The following is a 23198-nucleotide window of genomic DNA, read 5'->3' as shown; positions in this document are numbered from 1 at the left end:
ATATATGAATCCCAGCTGCCCTGCTGGAAATCATATATACATGCTTTTATGCTTTGATAGGGCAAATATGATTTAAATGCAATAGTTATCTGCCGCCTCAGGTCTTTCTGCCACAAGGTCAGCGATGGTGGTGGTGTCTACCACGTCCCGGATCGCTTTGTCCAGTCTGCGCCAAAGACCTATGGTGGAGCATCTTGCCTCGCGTTCGCACTGGAATTCATCTGCATCAAGGCACGCAACAGGAGATATGCCGCCCTCAGTGAGCCTTAAAACCATTCCAACTGTTATGTCTTCAGGGGCTTTTCGGAGAAGATAACCTCCCTGTGGACCTCTGGTGCTCTTCACCAGCCCGCCGGAGTTCAGCACAGAAGTGATCTGTTCAAGGTATTTCTCGGATATTTCCTCCTGTGCGGCAACATCCTTGATGCTCACTGGCTTGCCGTCTGTCCTCGATGCTATATTTATAAGAAAACGCAGAGCGTAACGCCCTTTTGTGGATACTTTCATAATATAAACCTCCCAAATGCCTGTATTTACTGATGATTTCACATCATTTACACGTCTATTATAACATCTGAAAAAAAACAATCAAGATAATTCATAAAAAACCTATTGACAAAGTGGGAATTAGGCTGTAATATACAGCTATGCTTAATTCATAGTTTCCGAGTAGGAATTATGTGAAAAGTAAAAATAATCACAGAAATGATACGATCAAGTCAAATTTCAAAGACGAAAATTGAGAAAGAGGTGTTGATATGCTGGGAAGTACATTTAAACCACAGTACCTTAACGAAGACAGACGAATGTGTTTCATAGAAGTCATGTGTTGCTGCTGTTAAAGCGAACACAGAACAAATAATCATGACACAGATATAAATAACAGATCATACATAATAGACAGAGAATAATAAAGAAGAGTATAATGCCACATGAGCTCATATACATGACAAGATGAATGGGCAGGTGCGCATGACAGATAAAATATTTGAATTTAAGGAGAATAAGATCATGGCAAAGAAGACAAGAGCAGAGAGAAATTTAAAGTTTGAGACATTACAGTTACACGTAGGACAGGAGACAGCAGACCCGGTTACAGATGCAAGAGCGGTACCAATCTACCAGACATCATCATTCGTATTCCACAACTCACAGCATGCAGCTGACAGATTTGCACTCAAGGATGCCGGCAACATCTACGGAAGACTTACAAATCCAACAGAGGATGTATTTGAGAGAAGAATCGCAGCCCTCGAGGGTGGCGTTGCAGCATTGGCAGTTGGCTCAGGTGCAGCGGCAGTTACATATACAATTCAGAACCTTGCACTTGCAGGAGACCACATCGTAGCAGCAAAGAATATCTACGGCGGAACATATAATCTCCTTGCACATACACTCAAGGATTACAATGTAGATACAACATTCGTTGATCCACTTGATCCACAGGCATTTGAGGATGCTATTCAGGAGAACACAAAGGCCCTCTACATCGAGGTTCTTGGAAATCCTAACTCAGAGGTTTCAGATATCGAGACAATTGCAAATATCGCTCACGCACACAAGATTCCACTTGTGATCGACAGCACATTTGCAACACCATATCTCGTAAGACCTATCGAGTACGGCGCTGACATCGTAGTTCACTCAGCAACAAAGTTTATCGGTGGACACGGAACAACTATCGGTGGCGTCATCATCGACAGCGGTAACTTCGACTGGAAGGCATCAGGCAAGTTCCCACAGCTCACTGAGCCAAATGAGAGCTACCACGGTGTAAGCTTTGTAGACGCAGCAGGTCCTGCAGCATTTGTCACAAGGATCAGAGCTATCCTCCTCCGTGACACAGGTGCTACGATCTCACCAATACACTCATGGATATTCCTTCAGGGACTTGAGACACTGTCACTCCGTGTTGAGAGACATGTATCAAATGCACTCAAGGTAGTTGAGTACCTGAACAACCATCCGCTTGTTGAGAAGGTAAATCACCCTTCAGTATCCACAGATCCTGAGCAGCAGAGACTGTACAAGAAGTACTTCCCTAACGGCGGTGGTTCGATATTCACATTTGAGATCAAGGGTGACGCAGAGACAGCCAAGAAGTTCATCGACAACCTGGAGATATTCTCACTTCTTGCAAATGTCGCTGATGTTAAGTCGCTGGCTATCCACCCGGCATCAACAACTCACTCAGAGCTGAACGAGGCTGAGCTTATCGATCAGGGAATCAAGCAGAACACGATCAGACTTTCAATAGGTACTGAGAACATAGACGATATCATCGAGGATCTTGACGAGGCATTCAAGGCAATTCAGGAGTAATATATTTGCGGTGCGGCTTGCGACAGATATACTTGGTTTTCGCACCGCAAATCATATATTAAAATTTTGCAGTTAGAAAGAGAGGTTTTATACAATGAGCAATATTTATAAGAGCGCAGCAGAGCTTATAGGTAAGACTCCACTTCTGGAGCTTTCAAACATAGAGAAGAAGGATAATCTCAAGGCAAATATCCTTGCAAAGCTTGAGTATTTCAACCCAGCAGGAAGTGTAAAGGACAGGATCGCATTCCAGATGATCGAGGATGCGGAGAAGGATGGCACACTTAAGCCGGGCGCAACCATCATCGAACCTACATCAGGCAACACAGGTATCGGTCTTGCATCCATAGCAACAGCCAAGGGTTACAAGGCGATCATCGTTATGCCTGAGACCATGAGCGTTGAGAGACGTAACATCATCAAGGCATATGGTGCTGAGATAGTTCTCACAGATGGAACAAAGGGAATGAAGGGAGCCATCGCAAAGGCTGATGAGCTTTCAAAGGAGATCCCTGGCAGCTTTGTAGCTGGACAGTTCGTAAATCCATCCAATCCAAAGGCACACAGACTTACAACTGGTCCTGAGATCTGGGAGGACACAGACGGCAAGGTAGATGTATTTGTAGCCGGTATCGGAACAGGTGGAACTATCACAGGCGTTGGCGAGTATCTGAAGGAGAAGAATCCAGATGTAAAGGTCATCGCTGTTGAGCCTGCCACATCACCAGTCCTCTCAAAGGGCGTTTCAGGAGCACACAAGATACAGGGAATCGGTGCAGGATTTGTTCCTGACACTCTGAATACAAAGGTATATGACGAGATCATCGCCGTTGAGAATGATGACGCATTTGCAGCAGCAAAGGAGATCGCATCAGCAGAGGGAATCCTCGTAGGAATCTCATCAGGTGCAGCTTACTTTGCAGCAAAGCAGATCGCAGAGCGCCCTGAGTATGCAGGCAAGAACATCGTAGTTCTTCTTCCAGACAGTGGAGACAGATATTACTCAACTCCGTTATTCGGCTAAATGGATAGATAGTAATTGCTGTGATATAGAATTTATATGAAAAAGCCACCACATCGTGTTTTGATGTGATGGCTTTTTTTGAAAGTACCCTTAATTAGCTGCATAAATAGTATACAATTGGATAACCTTAAAACTGATAGAACTTTGAGGGGAAATGCCCTTAATCGGGTTGACTTTCCCTTAAAATGTGCTAATATTTAAGGGAAAAGGAGTAAATTAAGGGAATGAGAACTTTTAATTACAGTAAAATAAAAGAAGAAAAATGGGATTCTGAAGTGCTTGGACTCATAGCTGCAATATATAGATATGCAGGTAAACAGGAACTGTATTTAAGACAGCGTCCAGATGAACTGGATAAGCTTGTGGAGATAGCAAAGATCCAGAGCACGGAGGCGTCCAATGCTATAGAGGGTATAGTCACAACAAATACAAGAATAAAGCAGTTGGTTGAGGAGAAGACCACACCGAAGAACAGAGCCGAGGAAGAGATAGCAGGTTACAGGGATGTGCTGGGGGTTATACATGAAAGCTTTGATGCAATACCTATAACTCAGAATTATATACTTCAGCTGCATAAGATGTTGTACAGTCATATGAATAACCCATTTGCAGGAAGAACAAAGACGGTGCAGAATTATATCAGCGCAACTTATCCTGATGGGCAAACGGAAGTCCTGTTCACGCCGATGGCTCCATTTGAGACACCGGAAGCGCTGGACAGGATATGTGGGGAATACAACAGGGTGATCGGTAATTTCGAGGTGGAGCCGCTGATCGTCATTCCTGTTTTCATACATGATTTTCTGTGCATACACCCGTTTAATGATGGCAATGGCAGAATGAGCAGACTGCTCACAACGCTTCTGCTATATAGAAGTGGATTCTATGTTGGAAAGTATATTTCTCTTGAGGCAAAGATAGCGGGGAATAAGGAGTTATATTATAAGTCGCTTGGGAAAGCCCAGGCAGGCTGGCACGGGGGCACAGAGGACGTGATCCCGTTTATAAAATATCTCCTTGGGACAATACTGGCTGCTTATAAGGATTTTGAGGAGCGCTTTGAAATCGTAGAGGAAAAGTTGCCGGCGATTGAGATGGTGCGAAAAGCAATACTGCTGAAAATAGGAAAGTTTACAAAGCAGGATATAATGGAACTTTGTCCGTCTCTCAGCATCAGTTCGGTAGAGGGAGCACTCAGAAAACTCGTAAAAGAGGGCGATATAGGCAGAGGCGGTACAGGCAAGTCTACCTATTATGTCAGAATGAAATAACAAATGCTTGTTTTTTTCACTTTAGCTTGTTAATCTATTGTACGAAACATGAGATCAGCCGCTAATTGCCGGTGCATTTGAGATGGTGGGCAGATTGGGATAAGACTGATCTGAATGAATTGATATTAGGGGAAAAGGGATATAAGACTATGAAAAAACTATCAGATAGACAGAAAACACTTATAAAATGGTTGTGTGTGCTGGTGCTGGTCGGACTTATCATATATGTGTTCCGTGACATGGCAGGCCCTATAATGTCGCAGCTTGTAAAGACAAGTCCTGTGGTCGTGGCAGCTATTCTCGGAGCGACGCTTTTATACGGAGTGATAGAGAGCTGCATAACGTTTATCCTCATGCGACAGGTGGAGAACAATATGACATTTTTCGATGCAAATATTATGACGTATTTTGTGTCATTTTACAGGGTGTCAACGCTTGGGAGCGGTACCATAGTGGCATCCACATTGTTCATGAAACACTGCAGAATACAGCCGTCGAAAGCTCTTGGTCTGTACTCTATTGATTATGCGATACACAAGATGACCATATGTGTTATGGCGGTGGCATTGTTTCTTGCGAACAGAGAATATATGCTTGGAGTATTTGGCAAATACAGTTCATATGTTGTCCTCGGCGTTATAGCGACCATACTCATAACGATGGCGATAGTGCTCTTTGCGTGCTGGCCGCCGTTTCACAGATTCCTCAGATGGCTTCTTGAAAAAGCTGATGCTTTGTTTAAAGGACGATTTGCAAAGCAGATTGACAGTTTAAGTGGGCAGACAGCTATGATGGAGGATGCCACCAGGGTTGTACTTAAGAAACCGTGGCTTATAGTGGTAGTCATGCTGCTTGATATATGCAAGTTCGCGTGCTGGTTTGCCATACCTTATATAGTGTGTCACAACTTGTGTGATATGAATATTGTCACGTCAATAGGTATAACAGCCATGAGTGTCATGCTGGCGGCAGTCATTCCTATGCCGGGAGGAATCGGATCAAGTGAGCTTGTTATGACAGCAATCTATTCGGGACTTGTTGGTTCTGCTGCAGCCGGAGCCATGGCACTTCTCTATAGATTTGCCACATTCATGTTCCCTTTTATCATAGGTGCATTTACAGCCATATTCTTCAAGAGGTTCAAGAGATATAAGGCGGCGCAGAATGAAAAACAGGGAATCTAGTATGGCGATAGTATGGCGGATACAGACTCATAGCTGAACCGTTAAATGAGTTTATAAAGAACCGATATATATCAATGGTCAGCAAGATGCGTGGCAGGTGATATATATCGGCTGGTGAAGGGAAAAAGATACATATGAAGAACATAGTCGCGGGCATACTGGCCCACGTTGATTCGGGTAAGACCACCCTGTCGGAGGCGATGCTCTATCAGGCAGGACAGATAAGAAAGCTTGGGCGGGTGGATCATCAGGATACATATCTAGATATGGACAGTCAGGAAAAGGACAGGGGGATCACGATATTTTCCAAGCAGGCGGAGCTTGCATATGCTGATATGCATATAGCACTGCTTGACACTCCAGGACATGTGGATTTCGGAACGGAGATGGAAAGGACTCTTCAGGTCCTCGATTATGCAGTTCTGGTCATCAATGGCATGGACGGAGTGCAGAGCCACACGGAGACGCTGTGGAAACTGCTTGAGAGATATGAGATTCCTGTATTTATATTTGTAAATAAGATGGACATGACGGGGTATGACAGGGAGTATCTCATGGACAATATCAGACACAGACTGAGTGATGGCTGTGTCGATTTTTTATGTGAAGATTCAGGAGAGCAGATCGCCATGTGCGATGAGGCCATGCTTGAACATTTCCTTGAGACTGGGGCAAATGATGAACAGGACGTGGTAAATGCCATTGCGGGCAGAAAGCTGTTCCCATGTTACTTTGGCTCTGCACTCAAGAATGAGGGCGTGTCAGAGCTTCTTGACGGCATGAACAGATATGTAGTGGAACCTGTGCGCGGGGAAGAATTTGGCGCCAGAGTGTTCAAGATAGGACGTGACGATAAGGGCGAGAGACTTACCTACATGAAGGTCACTGGAGGAGTGTTGAAGCTCAAGGATGTGCTGACGCTCAGAAACAGTCAGGGGGAGGATAGCCATGAGAAGGTCAACCAGATAAGGGTATACTCCGGTGCAAAGTATGACATGGTGGATCATGTCACTGCGGGCTGTGTATGTGCTGTTCCGGGACTGGTGAATACCTACGGCAGACAGGGAATCGGTGCCTGCCCGGATGGAGAGCTTCCAAGTCTGGAGCCGGTTCTCAGCTATAATGTCATGTACCCGACTGATGTGGATGCGGTCACGATGGTGTCAAAGCTCAGACTGCTTGAGGAAGAGGATCCCCAGCTCCAGGTGCAGTGGAATGAGACCGCAGGAGAGATATACATCAAGGTCATGGGGCAGGTACAGCTTGAGGTAGTGGCTCAGATGGTAAGAGACAGGTTTGGAATTGCCATCACATACGGACAGGGCAGGATATCATACAAGGAGACGATCGCGGCTCCAGTCATGGGTGTAGGACATTTTGAACCGCTCAGGCACTACGCAGAGGTACATTTGTTGCTTGAACCTATGGAGAATGGAAGTGGAATGTGCTTTGACAGCATTTGCAGCGAGGATGTACTGGATAAGAACTGGCAGAGACTGATACTCACCCATCTTCAGGAGCGTGAGTTCAGGGGAGTGCTTACGGGATCCCCGATCACGGATATGAAGATAAGCATCACTGCGGGGCGCGCACATCAGAAGCACACTGAGGGTGGAGATTTCAGACAGGCGACATACAGGGCGGTGAGACAGGGCCTTATGATGGCGGAAAGTGTCTTGCTGGAACCTGTGTATGCATTTAAAATAGAGGTACCACAGGAGTATGCCGGAAGGGTTCTTGCAGACATAGTGAAGATGAGCGGAACTATGGATGGTCAGGAGATATCCGGTGAGACGACAGTCATCACGGGACATGCCCCGGTATATACCATGAGAGAGTATTACAGTGAACTCACAGCATTTTCCAGAGGTACAGGCAGGCTTCAGGTGGATATAGACGGCTATCAGCCGTGCCACAACACCGAAGAGGTTCTGGCTGAGAGACATTATGATCCTGAGCTTGACAGGTTTAATCCATCATCATCGGTATTCTGCGCTCACGGTGCAGGTTATCTGGTTGACTGGTACGATGTGTATGAGAACATGCATGTGAAGGAGGATCCGGGATTTGAGATCTCAGGTCAGCTGGGGTATACAGAGGATGGTGATGTTACGGATATTCCTGTGAACAGGCCGGGAAAGAGCGTGTCGGATATGTCTATCACGGACGAGGAACTCAGCGAGATATTTGCAAGGACATTTGGCGGAGATTACAAGGATAAGGATGTGGCACTGAACGGAAGATTCAGGAGAACTACATCTGAATATAAGGTAAATGGAACTTCCGGCAGAGGAAGTGATGGCACAGCCGGAAACGGTATGTCTGCTGGTGCCGCAGGGACCTCGGTCCAGTCTGAATATCGAGGCGGTGCACGGTACAATAGAAGTCAGTCGAGAGACAGGCAGCCCGGAAATGGACCGTTTGTGGGCAGCAGACCCGCTGATAGAGGTATAGCCACGCCTGGAGCATTCAAGCGCAGAAAGAGTGGCGAGGACTATGTCATAGTGGATGGCTACAACGTCATATTTGCGTGGGATACACTTCGGGAACTGTCGGAGCACAACATAGACTCCGCCAGAGGTAAGCTCATGGACATACTGTCAAACTATCAGGGATATATGAACTGTAAGTTAATAGTGGTATTTGACGGCTACAAGGTGAAGGACAACAAGGGCGAGAGATTCCCTTATGATGATATAGAGGTGGTGTACACCAAGGAGGGTGAGACCGCGGATGCGCATATAGAAAAGCTCACACATGAGCTTGCGAGAAAGCACAAGGTCACTGTGGTCACATCGGACGGACTGGAGCAGATAGTCACCATGGGACAGGGCGCGATCCGCATGTCCTCACGGGACTTCAAGGCAGAGGTTGAGAGGGTGAACGAACATTTGAGAGAGAACTATCTGAAAAACGATTGAGAAAATTTGATCAAAACAATTAAGCTGAACTATTTGATTCTGGCTTATTTGATAGATACTTAAAAGAAAGAAGGAAAAAAGGTTTGTCAGGGCAAAAATGCCCGACGAACCATACATAATTACGGAGAACAGCGAGGCTTAACAGTGTATATAAACCAAGCTGATGGGTATGCCTTCGCAGGGGCATTTGAGCCCGCCGGTCCTTAGATGGTGCGCTAAGCAGCATCTTAGTACCGCTGCAGGGCGAAACGAGCGGGAGCGTCCCCTGAGAAGGCATACCCATCAGTTTGGTTGCAAAACACTAGAACCGAGCGTCCGTGTTAATAGGAGGGCAATTTGGCAGATTATATAATGGCGCTGGATCAGGGAACGACCAGCTCAAGGGCGATAATATTTGATAAGGAAGGCAGGATATGCTCAGTGAAACAGAAGGAGTTCACCCAGCATTTCCCGAATAACGGCTGGGTGGAGCATGACCCAATGGAGATATGGGCAACCCAGATGTCGGTGATGATGGAGGCGAGGGAGACCATGGGAATCCGCACCGAGGACATAGCCGCCATAGGAATCACCAACCAGAGAGAGACAACCATAGTGTGGGATCGAAAGACCGGCAATCCGGTGTATCATGCCATAGTGTGGCAGTGCAGGAGAACTGCGGACAGGATAGAGCAGCTTAAGGCTGAAGGATATGACAAGGTGATAAGAGAGAAAACGGGACTGATAGTAGATCCGTATTTCTCTGCAACGAAGATAGAGTGGATACTTGACAATGTGCCGGGAGCCAGGGAACGCGCAGAGGCAGGGGAGCTGATGTTCGGAACTGTTGACACATGGCTTATATACAAGCTCACAGGCGGAAGAGTCCATGCAACGGACTACACAAACGCATCGCGTACCATGCTATTCAACATTCATACACTGGAGTGGGACAGGGAATTGCTTGCAAAGTTCAACATACCGGAGAGCATGCTTCCGGCAGTGAGAAATTCCAGTGAGATATACGGATACACGGACAGAGAGATATTTGGCGGTGAGGTGCCTATAGCGGGAGTTGCCGGAGATCAGCAGGCCGCGCTGTTCGGACAGTGCTGCTTTGAGGCCGGTGATGTGAAGAACACCTACGGAACAGGTTGTTTCCTCCTCATGAATACGGGGGATAAGGCAGTTGACTCGCAGCAGGGACTTCTCACCACCATAGCCATAGGACTTGACGGAAAAGTCAGCTATGCGCTTGAGGGAAGTGTGTTTGTGGCTGGAGCAGCCATCAAGTGGCTCAGGGATGAGATGAAGCTCATAGACAGTGCGGCGGATACTGAGCGCATTGCTCTGTCGGTGCCGGACAGTAATGGTGTATATGTGGTACCTGCGTTTACTGGCCTTGGCGCTCCTTACTGGGATGCGTACGCCAGAGGGGCAGTGTTCGGCCTCACAAGGGGAACAAATAAGGCGCACTTTGTCAGGGCGACAGTTGAATCACTGGCATATGAGACATCGGATGTTCTTGCGGCTATGGAGATGGATGCAGGACTTTCAATCACAAGCCTTCGAGTGGACGGTGGTGCAAGTGCCAACAACTTCCTGATGCAGTTCCAGGCAGATATAGAGAATGCCGAGATAGTGCGGCCTGTGATCACGGAGACAACAGCTCTGGGAGCTGCATATCTGGCTGGACTTGCGGTTGGCTACTATGACAGTCTGGATGAGATCAAGGGCTACTGGAAGGCCGACAGAAGATTTAAGCCGGGGATAACTGAGGATAAGAGGGAGAAGCTCCTTGCAGGCTGGAAGGATGCTGTGGAGAGAACGAGAGTGACAAGGTGAATATAAAAATATATATAGAAAGAAAAAAACAATGGGTAATGAGAAAAGTAGGAGGGACTTATGTATTTAGTATTTGATGTAGGGGCAACATTTATAAAGTATGCGTTAATGGACGATGAGGGCAATATATCGGGAAAGGGTAAGACTCCAACCGACAGATATGCCGAGGCTGGAACTCCGGCATTTGTGGCGCAGATCAAGAAGGTGTATGACGAGAAGGTACTGGACTGTGACATAACAGGAATTGCCATGGGGCTTCCTGGACAGATAGATGTCGAGCGCGGCATAGTGTACGGCGGTGGCGGGATCAAGTATCTTGATGGTGCACATCTTGGTGATCTCATATCAGAGGCATGCGGCGGTGTGTCTGTAGCCCTTGAGAACGATGGCAAATGTGCGGCCCTCGCAGAGTTGTGGCTGGGCAATGCCAGCACGGCTACAAATGCAGCAGTCGTTGTCGTGGGTACAGGAATCGGCGGTGGAATAATCATTGACAGAAAGATCCACAGAGGCAAGAGACTTCTGGCAGGTGAATTGTCATATGCCCTCATGAACATGACAAGGGAAGAAGCTGATAATGTCAGATGCTGTGAAGAGCTGACTGTTGAGGAGACATTTGAATATAACCCGTTCATGGTAACCTCAACATGTACTGCAAGTTCCATTACATACAAGGCATCCAAGATCATGCATATGAAGCCTGAGGAGGTGACCGGTGAGATGGTATATCAGTGGATAGATGAGGGCAATCAGGAGATCGTAGATATGGTTGAGGATTCATACTTCTCCATAGCAAAGCTCTGCTGTAACCTGTACATGACGATAGATCCGGATGTCATACTTATTGGAGGCGGAATGAGTGCCAACCCGAACTTTGTTCCGGGGGTTAAGAAGTATGTGGACAAGATAAGAAAGATTACAAAGACCTACGATGGCATGGTTATCGACACATGCAAGTTCCGCAATGATTCGAATCTTCTTGGCGCGCTTTACAACTATAAGCAGAAGTATGAGGGTGTGAAATAAAATCGCAATAAAACAAACGTAAGGTGGAGATGAACTGGAACAGATGGTTCATCTCTTTTATAAATACTACTGAAAATGTAAATCTATGGAGGGAAAATTATGATAATCACAAAGAGACATGGACTCCCGGAGAATTTTCTCTGGGGAGCATCGACAAGCGCATATCAGGTTGAGGGTGCCAATCTGTCACACGGCAAGGGTCCAAGTGTGCAGGATATCAAGACAGTTCCAGCGGGAACAAGTGAGCTGGATGTGTGTGCTGATTTTTATCACAGATATGCAGAGGACATAGCCCTCATGGCTGAGATGGGATTCAAGACATTCAGATTCTCCATCGCGTGGAGCAGAGTCCTCCCAGAGGGAACCGGCAGAGTCAACCAGGAGGGAATTGACTTCTACAACAATGTGATAAATGAGTGCCTCAAGTACGGAATCGAGCCGCTTGTCACAATGTTTCATTTTGATCTTCCTGCGGCTCTTGAGAAAAAAGGTGGCTGGTCGAGAAGAGAGAGTGTTGACGAGTTTGTTGAATTTGCAAAGCTTCTCTACACAAATTATGGCGACAGAGTAAAGTACTGGCTGACTATCAATGAGCAGAACATGCTCACACTTGTGGGTGACGTGATCGGAACCTGCAACATGGAGGGCGTGACAAATAAATACAAGAAGCTTTATCAGGAGAATCACCACATGCTCCTTGCTCAGGCAAAGGCCATGAAACTTCTCCACGAGATGTGCCCTGGAGCAAAGATTGGTCCTGCCCCGAACATCTCTCTGGTATATCCTGCCACATGTAAGCCGAAGGATGTCCTGGCAGCACAGAACTTCAACGCGATAAGAAACTGGCTTTACCTTGATATGGCAGTGTATGGAAGATACAACGACCTGGTGTGGAAGTTCCTTGAAGAGCATGACGCTATCCCTGTTATTGAGGCTGGAGATATGGATATCATGGCGCAGGCAAAGCCTGATTTTATAGGTTTCAATTATTATAACACTGCAACGGTTGAGTGGGATGACAGCCCGGTTGCTGTGACGGACTCAGAAAAAAAAGATCAGCAATCAGCCGGTATTGAGCCGGGGGTATACAAGGCGTATCCAAATCCAAATCTTCTCCGCACAGAGTTTGGCTGGGAGATAGACCCTGACGGCTTCAGGGCAACTATAAGAGAGATGTACAGCAGATATCACCTTCCTATGATTGTGACAGAGAATGGTCTTGGCGCATATGACAAGCTTACAGAGGACGGCAAGGTACACGACGACTATCGTATAGAGTACTTAAGAAAGCATATAGAGCAGATTAAGCTGGCAGCAGATGAGGGCGCAGAGATGATGGGTTACTGCCCTTGGTCAGCAATTGATCTCGTGTCAACTCACGAAGGAATCACCAAGAGATACGGCTTTATATATGTCAACAGAGATGAGTTTGACATGAAGGATCTTGCGAGATACAGAAAGGATTCCTTCTACTGGTACAAGAAGGTCATCGAGACTAACGGCGAGGATCTGAGCTAAAAATTATCCAGAAATCAACAATTTAGGCCTAAAAGATACAAAGTTCCAGAAAGTTGTATCTTTTGGGCTATATTTCGCTTGTTTAGGATAAAATTATCCTAAGACTTTGCTTTCCCTGCGAAAAAGGATAAAAACAGAATCACCAAAGATTGCATTTTTGAATAAAGTCCTTGCATTAATTTATTTGTGTGCTATACTAAATAAAGTTACTAACATACACCAACGCGTTAAAGTGACGTAAGTTTAAACCGAGAAAACTGAGGAGAAAATCAAAACAAAAAACAAGAAGGAGGACACTATTATGATAGGCGGAGATCTGATCACCTACAGACCTGACATTCAGGTACTTGACGCAACAATAAGAGATGGAGGACTTGTCAACGATTTCTATTTTACTGACGAGTTTATAAGAGCCCTCTATGAAGCGAACATCAAGGCGGGGGTTGATTATATGGAATTCGGCTATAAGGCCTCCAAGGAAATGTTTGATGTGAACAAATTCGGCAAATGGAAGTTCTGCAACGAGGAGGATATAAGAGCCATCGTTGGAGAGAACAATACAGATCTGAAAATTTCAGTTATGGCTGATGTCGGAAGATGCGACTACAAGAAGGATATCATCGACAGAGCCGACAGTGTTATCGATCTGGTGAGGGTGGCGACATACATCAACACCATGCCTGCAGCCATCGAGATGATTGAGGATGCACATGCAAAGGGATACGAGACCACATGCAATATCATGGCAGTTTCAAAGGATCAGGAGTCGGATATCGATCTTGCTCTTGAGCTGCTTGGTAAGAGCAATGTAGATGGAATATACATTGTTGACAGCTACGGCTCACTGTACCCTGAGCAGATCAAGAAACTCGCGGAGAAATATGTCGCAGTTGGAGAGAAGTATGGCAAGAAGATAGGAATACATGCACACGACAACTTAAAGCTTGCCTATGCCAACACTGTTGAGGCAATGAGGAGTGGTGCGAGCATGCTCGATGGAACTGTAAGCTGTATGGGCAGGGGCGCAGGAAATTGTGCGCTTGAGCTTCTTCTTGGATTCCTCAGAAATCCAAAGTACAACCTGTACCACATCTTGAAGTTCATAGAGCAGTACATGGTTCCGCTCAAGGCAAAGGGAGATGCAGTATGGGGCTATGATGTGCCATACATGCTGACCGGAATGCTGAATCAGCATCCAAGGGAAGCCATCGATTTCATCAAGAATGAGAGACATGATTATGCAGATATGTACAGCTACCTTATGTACAGAGAGTAACATGCGGATTGTGGAACAACATATTTTACACTGTAGAATATGTGTAGCCGATAGAGATGCATAGTACAACATATATAGTGGGTTGGGTGCTTATTATGGTGCTCAAGATAAAGGGGAGGACTCCTGGTGTCAGTTATCGCTGGCATCAGGAGTTTTTCTTCTATTTTCCCGTCTGTGTGTTATAATCTGATATGGAGTGTCAAAATATGTCGAAAACAAAAAGAGATGTACTTTTGAAGATATATATGCAGTGTCAGCGCTGGAAAACAGATAGAAAAAACAGGAGGATGACAGCATATGAACATAGGAATATTAGGCGCAGGCAAGATCGCCGGTGTCATGGCAGATACGATAAATAAGATGGATGATGTGGAGCTGTATGCGGTAGGTTCAAGAACTTTGGAAAAGGCAAATGCATTTGCCAGGGAATTTGATATAGATAAGGCTTATGGAAGTTATGAGGAACTGGTAAGTGATGACGCGATAGATCTTATATATATTGCAACGCCGCATTCACATCACTATGAGCATATGAAGCTCTGCATAGAACATGGAAGAAATGTACTCTGCGAGAAAGCATTTACCTACGATGCTGCGCAGGCTGAGGAGATCGCAGCTCTGGCAGCGGAGAAGAAGGTGTATGTGGCTGAGGCAATATGGACGCGGTATATGCCGTCCAGACAGATAATAAATGAAATTCTTGAATCAGGTGTGATAGGGGATATCAGGACAATGACCTGCAATCTGTCCTATCCGATATCAAAGATAGAGCGCCTGATCAGACCAGAGCTGGCAGGGGGTGCCCTTTTAGACGTGGGAGTTTACGGGCTGAACTTCATTGTCATGCATATGGGAAAGGATATCTCGGATATTGAGTCCTCTGTTATGATGCACGAGACTGGAGTAGACGGACAGGAGAGTATAACCGTCAAATACAGAGACGGCAGGATGGCAGTGACAACCCACAGCATGTACGGAAGATCAGACAGAAAAGGCATCTTTTACGGTGAGAAGGGATACATGATAGTCCAGAATATAAATAATCCACAGTGGATAGATGTATTTGACTGCGAGGACAGACTGATAAGACATGTGGATGTGCCAAAGCAGATAAGCGGCTACGAGTACGAGGTCATGGAAAGCCTTGATATGATCAGACAGGGACAGTTCCAGAGTAAATCGATGCCTTTGTCAGAGTCTATATATATGATGAAGCTTATGGATGACATTAGAAAAGGGTGGAATAAAAAGTGATAATTATATATATACTTGGCGGAATCATAGCCATATTTCTGATGTACATACTTTTTCTCTTCGTGTGCAGTCTGTTCGTGAGAACTGACAGGCAGTATACGGAGGACAGCAGGTTCTACAGGCATCTGCTGTATGGTGCCACCGGATTTGCCATGTGGTTTCTAAGAGTGAAAATGCATGTGACTGGCATGGAGAAGATTCCAGTGGATGTCAAACCACTCTTTGTGGGAAATCATCTGTCAAATTATGATCCGCTGATAGAATGGCATGTATTTAAGAAGTGGGATGTGGCATTTGTATCCAAGCCGGAGAATTTTAAGATACCGATATTCGGCAGGATCATCAGAAGATGCTGCTTTATGCCGATAGACAGATCAGATCCGGGTAAGGCATTGTCTACGATCAAGACGGCTACCGAGATTCTCCAGAAGGGAGATATGGCAGTTGGAGTATACCCGGAGGGAACGAGAAACAGACAGGGCGGACTTCTGCCATTTCACACGGGTGTTTTCAGGATAGCCCAGAAAGCGCATGCGCCGATAGTCGTCATGGCGATACACGGAACGGAGAATATCTACAGGAATGTGCTGAGGCGCAGATCTGACGTCTATATAGATGTGGTGGATGTGATACCTGCCGATGAGGTAAAAGCAATGAAGAAGAATGAGATCAGCGACAGGGTGAGACTTGTCCTTGAGAAAGATGAAAAGGGTAAAAACTATGGGAAAGAAGTACATTTTATATAATTCACTGGCGGGCAACGGCAAATGTATGTATGACGTGCAGGCACTTGCAGATACATATCCTGATGCGATACTCAAGAAGATGACAGAGATCGCTTCATATGCGGAGTTCATGGGATCGCTTGCAGAGGATGACGAGGTTATCCTGTGCGGCGGTGACGGAACGCTGAACATATTTGTGAATGACATAAAGGACATGGATGTGAAGAATACCATCTACTATTATGCCTCCGGAAGCGGCAATGACTTTGCAAAGGACATAGGACATAACAGTCATGACACTCCGGATTACCAGATAAATCAGTACATACAGCATCTGCCGGAGGTGACGATCAACGGCAAAAAGTGGCTGTTCATGAACAATGTTGGATTCGGAATAGACGGTTACTGCTGTGAGGAGGGCGACCGCCAGAGGACAAAGAATGAGAAAACTCATAAGAACAAGCCTGTGAACTACACGGCTATAGCTATCAAAGGCCTGTTCTACGCATTCAAACCGAGAAATGCTGTGGTGAAAGTGGATGGAGTCCGTCATGAATATAAAAATGCCTGGCTCGTGCCAACCATGAATGGCAGATATTATGGCGGCGGAATGATGGCTACCCCCGGGCAGGACAGACTGAATCCGGAGCATACAGTTTCGGTTATGGTGTTCCACGGCAAGGGCAAGCTTGGAACCCTTATGATTTTTCCTTCTATATTCAAGGGGGAGCATGTCAAGTACGAAAAGCATGTTGATATATTCAACGCAAAAGAGGTTGAGGTTGAATTTGATCGTCCGACACCACTTCAGATAGACGGTGAGACGATACTTGGAGTTACATCATACAAAGTTAAAGCGTGGAGCCTGGATCAGAAATAAAAAAGTTTTGAAAATCCGAATAATATAAAGTTCAAAAAACTTGCAAATATGCTGACGTCATTTATACTATTTTAATAGATTGTACGCTGAAAAAGGAGGTATTGTATGCGGGAGATGCGGAGAAGTGACAGGATGATAACAGATCGTGAAGAGATAGTGGATGTACTTGATTCGTGTAAGGTGTTCCGGATGGCGGTTCACGATGAAGAGGGAATGTACATAGTTCCGCTGAATTTCGGTTATACCTACGAGGAGGATGTTCTGAAGCTTTATTTCCACTCTGCCGGTGAGGGCAGGAAGGTGGATGCTCTGGCAGCGGATCCGAAGGTGGCCATAGAGATGGACACAGATCACTATCTGGTTGAGGGACCAAATGCCTGCAGCTTTGGTTATCTCTACAGCAGTATCATGGGAAATGGCACAGCCAGAAAGCTGACAGATCCTGAGGAAAAGTGCGAGGCACTCAACTGCCTTATGAATCATCAGCTTGCGAGAAATACCGAGAATATGAGATCGTTTGACAAGGTAGAAAAGAAGAAGTATAACTACTCAGACCAGATGCTTGCAGCGGTAAATGTGTATGAGATAGTTGTGGAAAATTTTACGTGTAAGTCAAGGCGATAAGTATATGGAATCTATGCAATTGCCATTGTGGTTTAAGGAATTGACGTAAAACATAATACAAATTATAATCAGACAGGATATAATGAAGCGATCATCAAGCAGACTCTTGATGATAAGTGATATAGCAGAAAGGTGAAAACAGGAGATGGATTACAACAAATTAGCGGATTTGATATTTGCAGATATAACAGATACAGTGGATGACCTTGAGAAGAGATTTCCGGAGAGAAATCTTCCAGAGGGAGCAAGGGTAACAAGATTTGCGCCAAGCCCTACAGGATACATGCACATCGGTGGACTGTATGCAGCCATGATCTCAAGAAAGCTTGCAAAGCAGAGTGGCGGCGTGTTCTACCTCAGAATAGAGGACACTGACAGAAAGAGAGAGCTTGAGGACGGTGTAAATGAGATCATCAATTCGCTGAAGAAGTTTGACCTTGGATTTGACGAGGGACCATTTGAGGGCGGTGAGACTATATATGGTCCATATAAGCAGAGTGAGAGAAAAGAGATATATCAGACATGTGTCAAGAAGCTTATGCAGGAGGGATATGCATATCCTGACTTCACAACAGCCGAGGAGCTTGATGAGATCAGGGCAAAGCAGGAGGCTGCAAAGGTTGACATAGGATATTACGGCGAGTATGCAGTAGGAAGAAATCTGACATACGAGCAGATAGAGGAGAAGCTTGCAGCGGGCGAGCCATATGTTGTTAGACTCAAGAGTCCGGGCGAGGCAGGAAAGACTGTTATCTACAGCGATCCTATCAGGGGCAAGATCGAGATGCCTGAGAATGTCATGGATGTGGTACTTCTGAAGTCAGACGGAATACCTACATACCATTTTGCACATGCAGTTGACGATCATTTCATGAGGACAAATCTTGTCATCAGAGGTGACGAGTGGCTTGCATCATATCCACTTCACAAGCAGCTCTTTGATCTGTGTGGATTTGCGCTTCCAAAGTATGCGCACATCGCACCTATCATGAAGCTTGAGGTTACAGTGGACGAGGAGGGCGAGCACCAGAGAAAGAGAAAGCTCAGCAAGAGAAAGGACCCGGAGGCTGCGGTTGGCTTCTATGCAGAGCAGGGATTCCCATCAGTCAGCGTGCTTGAGTACCTTATGACAATAGCAAACTCCAACTACGAAGAGTGGCATGCAGCACATGCAGACAAGACAATAGACGACTTTACATTATCACTCAAGAAGATGCCTGTCAGCGGCGCACTTTTTGACATGGTGAAGCTTAATGATGTCAGCAAGGAGATGATCTCAAAGCTCACAGCCGAGGAGTGTTACGACCTCATCATGGAGTGGGCAAAGGAGCATGACGAGAACATATACACATTTGGCACACAGGATAAGGACGGCTTCATGAAGACCATCAATCTGTGGAAGATGTCAGGCAAGAAGGTCCGCAAGGATGTCGGCAAATGGTCAGATCTGCGCGCTATGTTTGGTTATCTGTACACTCCCGAGGACGAGTTGGATCTCCAGTATGAGATAGACGAGAAGTACACACCGGAGATGATCACAGAGGTTATCGAGGAGTACAAGAAGGATCTCTTCCTTGACTCAGAAGACTGGTTCTCAAGCATGAAGGTCATGGGCGAGAAGATCGGCTACTGTCCAAATGTCAAGGAGTACAAGCAGAATCCTGACGGATACAAGGGTAGCATCACAGATGTATGTACTATAGTCAGAGTTGCCATCACAGGCAAGCAGAACTCACCTGACCTGTTCACGATCATGAACGTGATCGGAAAAGACAAGACCATGGGTAGACTGGACAAGTTCCTTGCGTGGGTGAATAGATAGGATGTATCAATTGGATGTGCACATTAAGTTGACATAGTCTGTATCGTGTTTGACATAACCATGCAGGAGCGCTCCCGCTCAACTCAGGCTGCAGCGGCACTAGCGCTCGCAGGCTCACTGAGAGCCGGCGCCTTCGTATGTCCTGCATCAGTTAATGTCAAAACGATTACAGATTGTACTATATACTTGTGCACATCCAATTGATGAAGATTGGTTAAAATATATTTAGAAGGGATTGGATTACTATGAACAAGAAGATATATGACGGTTATACATATGTAGACGGTGGCGTGTGTGCGGCCAAGGGTTTCACGGCAAATGGACTTAACTGTGGACTGAACCCTGATAAGAACAAGAATGATCTCGGAATGGTATTTTCAGAGGTGCCATGTGTGGCAGCAGGCGTGTATACACAGAACAAGGTGAAGGGCGCGCCGGTTACAGTTACCAAGGAACACCTGAAGAAATCTGGCAACAAGGCACAGGCAGTCATTGTAAACTCCAAGAATGCCAACACATGCAACGCGGATGGAATAGAGAAGGCTGAGAAGATATCCCAGCTTGCAGCGGATGCCCTGGGTATAGATGTGAACCTTGTCATCAATGCTTCAACAGGCGTCATCGGACAGATCATCCCTATCGAGCCATTTGAGGAGCATATGAAAGAACTTGCAGACGGTCTCACAGCAGACGGCAACGACAAGGCGGCAAATGCTATCATGACCACAGACACAGTTGATAAGCAGGTTGCTGTCCAGTTTGATATAGACGGTGTGACATGTACTTTAGGCGGTATGGCAAAGGGAAGCGGAATGATCCATCCAAATATGGCTACAACGCTTAACTTCATCACATCAGACATAGCCATCACATCAGAGCTGATCCAGAAGGCGCTCTCAGAGATCGTAAAGGTTACATACAACTGCCTCTCCGTAGACGGAGATCAGTCCACAAATGATACCCTGACAGTCATGGCAAATGGCCTTGCTGGCAACAAGCTCATCGACACGGAGAACGAAGCTTATGAGAAGTTCAAGAAGGCCCTCTATATAGTTATGGAGTGCATGACCATGATGCTTGCATCAGACGGTGAGGGAGCAACCAAGATGATCGAGTGTACAGTTGCAGGGGCACCTGACCTTGACACAGCCATTATCGTGGCAAAGAGCGTTATCCGTTCCCCACTTACAAAGTGTGCTATGTTCGGCGAGGATGCCAACTGGGGACGTATTCTCTGTGCCATCGGATATGCGGAGGCTGACTTTGATATAGACAAGGTTGCAGTAGATCTCGAGTCGGAATTTGGCGTGGTTCCAGTATGCCGCAACGGCGCAGGCGTACCATTCTCAGAGGAGAAGGCAGCCAAGGTATTGAGCTCAGATGAAATCCACATCAACATAGATCTCGGAATCGGCGATGTTACAGCCAAGGCATGGGGCTGTGACCTGACATATGATTACGTGAAGATCAATGGGGATTATCGTTCATAATATATCAAACAAATCAGGGAGACAGCCGAATGCCATTTAAGATTATTAGAAGTGATATAACAAAAGTTCATGCAGATGCAGTAGTAAATACGGCAAATCCGCACGTTGCCGTGGGAGCTGGCGTGGACTCTGCAATATATGCGGCTGCGGGGCGTGACAGGCTTCTGAAGGCAAGGGCAAAGGTTGGAACTCTGGCGGCTGGAGAGGTTGGAATCACAAAAGCATTTGATCTTCCGGCGAGATACATCATTCATTCAAGCGGACCTGCCTGGGTGGATGGAAGACATCAGGAGCCGGAGCTTCTCAGAAGGTGTTATGACAAAGCATTAGTTATGGCATATGCACACAGATGCAAGTCGATTGCATTTCCACTGATGGCTATGGGCTCTTACGGCTTTCCTAAAGAGCTTGGAATTCAGATCGCAATTGATGCATTTACATCATTTCTGCAGGAGCATGAGATGGACATCACGCTTGTGGTGTTTGATGATCATTCATATCATGTATCAGGAAAATGGTATGATGATGTGAAGAGTTTAATAGATGACGAATATGTTGCTGAAAAAAATCTGAGTGAATATCGTACTTTGTCATCGTATGATGAATGCCAAGACACTGCAAGGTTCGATGAAGAATATCTTTGCGGTCAACATAGACCTCAGTTTATGGAATATGGAACACTGGCACAGTCAGGTAAGAGTTCGGGAATACATGAAAACAACTCAAATGGTTCTTTGGACGACATGCTTAAGGGCATATATACGGACAGCTTTGAAAAACATCTGCAGCAGTTAATCAACAAAAAGAGACTTAAGAATTCAGAGGTCTACACTGCGGCAAATATAAGCAAGCAGTATTTCTCAAAGCTCCTGAAGGGCAGGATAAAGCCGTCGAAGGAAAAAGTTCTGTCACTGGCAGTCGGGCTTCGCCTGAATCTTGATGAGACTGTTGACTTCCTGGGGCTTGCCGGATATGCACTCTCACCGATCTCTCAGACGGACAAGATCGTGGAGTATCATATAGTACATAAAGAATACAGCGTCATAAAGATCAATATAGTTCTGTTCGACTATGGACTTGCCTCGCTGTCAGAATAAAACAAAGTAAAATGAGAAGGTCGCCTGCGGGGTGACCTTTTTGTTTGTTATACAGGTTATTATTAACTCATATTAAGGGAAAGCAGAGTGGACATGCCAAGGTTAATTTCTAAAACGCACGTGCATGCAGATTGTTTACACATTTGCATTTCCTGACACATAAAAACAATAAGATAAAAGAATGTGAGGTTGATGATTATGAAAAAAGGACTTACGGAGATAGTATTTATTCTGGACAGAAGTGGTTCAATGCACGGACTTGAGGCTGACACGATAGGTGGATTCAATTCAATGATGGAAAAGCAGAAGAAAAATAGCGGTGATGATGGAGAGGCGTACGTTTCGACTGTGCTCTTTGACGACTTCAGCAGAGTACTGCACGACAGGATTCCTATTGAGAATGTACCAGAGATGACGGACAATGACTATTATGTGGGTGGCTGCACAGCACTGCTTGATGCGCTTGGAGGTGCGATTCACCATATCGGCAATATCCACAAGTATGCAAGAAAAGAGGATGTGCCTGAGAAGACATTGTTCGTGATAATCACAGACGGAATGGAGAACGCCAGCCGGAATTACAGCTATGAGATGATACAGAAGATGGTTAAGCGCCAGCAGAAAAAGTATGGCTGGGAATTCATCTTCATCGGAGCAAATATCGATGCTGTCATGGAGGCAGGACGCTTTGGAATAAGACCGGAGCGGGCGGTGAATTATGTGTGCGACGAGGCTGGAACAGAGAATGTGTATGGAGCTGTAGGGAATGCGGTGCATGCGATGCGCTCATCCGAGCCGATGGCGGGGGCTGCCGCCCTCGATGACAGGGAATGGAGTACAAAGCTTGATGAGGATTATATAAAGCGTGGCAGATGACAAACAACTATATCTTCCGTTTCCGGCAGTATGAATGGGGAGCAAACTGTCTGACTCGCTTGCG

The 23198-nt window shown here is 45.9% G+C and carries 18 protein-coding genes; 17 read left to right on the top strand and 1 reads right to left on the bottom strand.

The window, feature by feature from the left end:
* Positions 1-72: 72 nt before the first annotated feature.
* Positions 73-507 carry an RrF2 family transcriptional regulator gene (locus DWW60_RS07375; RefSeq protein ID WP_015534027.1) on the bottom strand — a complete coding sequence of 145 codons (435 nt, stop codon included), beginning with the start codon at positions 505-507 and terminating at the stop codon, positions 73-75.
* Positions 508-1011: 504 nt separating this feature from the next.
* Here DWW60_RS07375 and DWW60_RS07370 point away from each other — a divergent pair.
* The 17 genes from DWW60_RS07370 (at position 1012) to DWW60_RS07290 (ending at position 23134) form a co-directional block, all read left to right on the top strand.
* A complete protein-coding gene (locus tag DWW60_RS07370) occupies positions 1012-2322 on the top strand; it encodes an O-acetylhomoserine aminocarboxypropyltransferase/cysteine synthase family protein (protein ID WP_015534026.1) in 1311 nt (436 codons plus the stop codon).
* A 94-nt stretch (positions 2323-2416) separates the two neighbouring features.
* The gene (gene cysK / locus DWW60_RS07365) at positions 2417-3346 is read left to right on the top strand and encodes a cysteine synthase A (protein ID WP_117874828.1); all 930 of its coding nucleotides are present in this window, start codon (positions 2417-2419) and stop codon (positions 3344-3346) included.
* Positions 3347-3570: 224 nt separating this feature from the next.
* Entirely contained in the window at positions 3571-4617 is a 1047-nt protein-coding gene (locus DWW60_RS07360) for a Fic family protein (protein ID WP_117874827.1), read from the top strand.
* Between the two features lie 149 nt (positions 4618-4766).
* A complete protein-coding gene (locus DWW60_RS07355) occupies positions 4767-5801 on the top strand; it encodes a lysylphosphatidylglycerol synthase transmembrane domain-containing protein (protein WP_117874825.1) in 1035 nt (344 codons plus the stop codon).
* Between the two features lie 134 nt (positions 5802-5935).
* A complete protein-coding gene (locus DWW60_RS07350) occupies positions 5936-8722 on the top strand; it encodes a translation factor GTPase family protein (RefSeq protein ID WP_117874823.1) in 2787 nt (928 codons plus the stop codon).
* 336 nt (positions 8723-9058) lie between these two features.
* Complete coding sequence (gene glpK, locus DWW60_RS07345; protein ID WP_117551172.1) at positions 9059-10546, top strand: glycerol kinase GlpK; 1488 nt, start codon at positions 9059-9061, stop codon at positions 10544-10546.
* Between the two features lie 60 nt (positions 10547-10606).
* Positions 10607-11572, top strand: coding sequence for an ROK family protein (locus DWW60_RS07340; RefSeq protein ID WP_117874821.1), 966 nt, complete (start codon positions 10607-10609; stop codon positions 11570-11572).
* A 99-nt stretch (positions 11573-11671) separates the two neighbouring features.
* Positions 11672-13090, top strand: coding sequence for a glycoside hydrolase family 1 protein (locus DWW60_RS07335; RefSeq protein WP_117874819.1), 1419 nt, complete (start codon positions 11672-11674; stop codon positions 13088-13090).
* 301 nt (positions 13091-13391) lie between these two features.
* Positions 13392-14366 carry an aldolase catalytic domain-containing protein gene (locus DWW60_RS07330; RefSeq protein WP_015534020.1) on the top strand — a complete coding sequence of 325 codons (975 nt, stop codon included), beginning with the start codon at positions 13392-13394 and terminating at the stop codon, positions 14364-14366.
* 297 nt (positions 14367-14663) lie between these two features.
* A complete protein-coding gene (locus tag DWW60_RS07325; protein WP_117874817.1) occupies positions 14664-15620 on the top strand; it encodes a Gfo/Idh/MocA family protein in 957 nt (318 codons plus the stop codon).
* A complete protein-coding gene (locus DWW60_RS07320) occupies positions 15617-16366 on the top strand; it encodes a lysophospholipid acyltransferase family protein (RefSeq protein ID WP_055147142.1) in 750 nt (249 codons plus the stop codon). The genes DWW60_RS07325 and DWW60_RS07320 overlap by 4 nt, the downstream gene beginning before the upstream one ends.
* Entirely contained in the window at positions 16341-17225 is an 885-nt protein-coding gene (locus tag DWW60_RS07315) for a diacylglycerol/lipid kinase family protein (protein WP_117874815.1), read from the top strand. Before DWW60_RS07320 ends, DWW60_RS07315 begins: the two co-directional genes overlap by 26 nt.
* A 105-nt stretch (positions 17226-17330) precedes the next feature.
* Positions 17331-17849: a pyridoxamine 5'-phosphate oxidase family protein gene (locus tag DWW60_RS07310; protein WP_015534017.1), complete on the top strand. Its 519-nt coding sequence runs from the start codon at positions 17331-17333 to the stop codon at positions 17847-17849.
* Positions 17850-17994: 145 nt separating this feature from the next.
* Positions 17995-19671: a glutamate--tRNA ligase gene (gene gltX, locus DWW60_RS07305; RefSeq protein ID WP_117874814.1), complete on the top strand. Its 1677-nt coding sequence runs from the start codon at positions 17995-17997 to the stop codon at positions 19669-19671.
* A 245-nt stretch (positions 19672-19916) separates the two neighbouring features.
* Positions 19917-21161 (top strand): bifunctional glutamate N-acetyltransferase/amino-acid acetyltransferase ArgJ, encoded by a 1245-nt coding sequence (gene argJ, locus DWW60_RS07300; protein ID WP_022216915.1) that lies wholly within the window; start codon positions 19917-19919, stop codon positions 21159-21161.
* A gap of 29 nt (positions 21162-21190) precedes the next feature.
* Positions 21191-22258 (top strand): macro domain-containing protein, encoded by a 1068-nt coding sequence (locus DWW60_RS07295; protein ID WP_117874812.1) that lies wholly within the window; start codon positions 21191-21193, stop codon positions 22256-22258.
* A gap of 198 nt (positions 22259-22456) precedes the next feature.
* Positions 22457-23134 (top strand): vWA domain-containing protein, encoded by a 678-nt coding sequence (locus DWW60_RS07290; RefSeq protein ID WP_015534013.1) that lies wholly within the window; start codon positions 22457-22459, stop codon positions 23132-23134.
* Positions 23135-23198 lie beyond the last annotated feature (64 nt).

The sequence above is a fragment of the Coprococcus sp. AF16-22 genome (assembly GCF_003461545.1).
Lineage (GTDB): Bacteria > Bacillota > Clostridia > Lachnospirales > Lachnospiraceae > Coprococcus > Coprococcus aceti.
The sequence above is the reverse complement of the archived record's forward strand: the minus strand, read 5'-3'. Positions and strand labels throughout refer to the sequence as shown.

Coding starts and splice junctions, on each gene's coding strand:
- DWW60_RS07340 (WP_117874821.1), top strand. CDS start 10,607: ATGTATTTAGTATTTGATGTAGGGGCAACATTTATAAAGTATGCGTTA.
- DWW60_RS07330 (WP_015534020.1), top strand. CDS start 13,392: ATGATAGGCGGAGATCTGATCACCTACAGACCTGACATTCAGGTACTT.
- argJ (WP_022216915.1), top strand. CDS start 19,917: ATGAACAAGAAGATATATGACGGTTATACATATGTAGACGGTGGCGTG.
- DWW60_RS07325 (WP_117874817.1), top strand. CDS start 14,664: ATGAACATAGGAATATTAGGCGCAGGCAAGATCGCCGGTGTCATGGCA.
- DWW60_RS07350 (WP_117874823.1), top strand. CDS start 5,936: ATGAAGAACATAGTCGCGGGCATACTGGCCCACGTTGATTCGGGTAAG.
- cysK (WP_117874828.1), top strand. CDS start 2,417: ATGAGCAATATTTATAAGAGCGCAGCAGAGCTTATAGGTAAGACTCCA.
- DWW60_RS07295 (WP_117874812.1), top strand. CDS start 21,191: ATGCCATTTAAGATTATTAGAAGTGATATAACAAAAGTTCATGCAGAT.
- DWW60_RS07335 (WP_117874819.1), top strand. CDS start 11,672: ATGATAATCACAAAGAGACATGGACTCCCGGAGAATTTTCTCTGGGGA.
- DWW60_RS07310 (WP_015534017.1), top strand. CDS start 17,331: ATGCGGGAGATGCGGAGAAGTGACAGGATGATAACAGATCGTGAAGAG.
- DWW60_RS07360 (WP_117874827.1), top strand. CDS start 3,571: ATGAGAACTTTTAATTACAGTAAAATAAAAGAAGAAAAATGGGATTCT.
- DWW60_RS07375 (WP_015534027.1), bottom strand. CDS start 507: ATGAAAGTATCCACAAAAGGGCGTTACGCTCTGCGTTTTCTTATAAAT.
- DWW60_RS07355 (WP_117874825.1), top strand. CDS start 4,767: ATGAAAAAACTATCAGATAGACAGAAAACACTTATAAAATGGTTGTGT.
- DWW60_RS07290 (WP_015534013.1), top strand. CDS start 22,457: ATGAAAAAAGGACTTACGGAGATAGTATTTATTCTGGACAGAAGTGGT.
- gltX (WP_117874814.1), top strand. CDS start 17,995: ATGGATTACAACAAATTAGCGGATTTGATATTTGCAGATATAACAGAT.
- DWW60_RS07315 (WP_117874815.1), top strand. CDS start 16,341: ATGGGAAAGAAGTACATTTTATATAATTCACTGGCGGGCAACGGCAAA.
- DWW60_RS07370 (WP_015534026.1), top strand. CDS start 1,012: ATGGCAAAGAAGACAAGAGCAGAGAGAAATTTAAAGTTTGAGACATTA.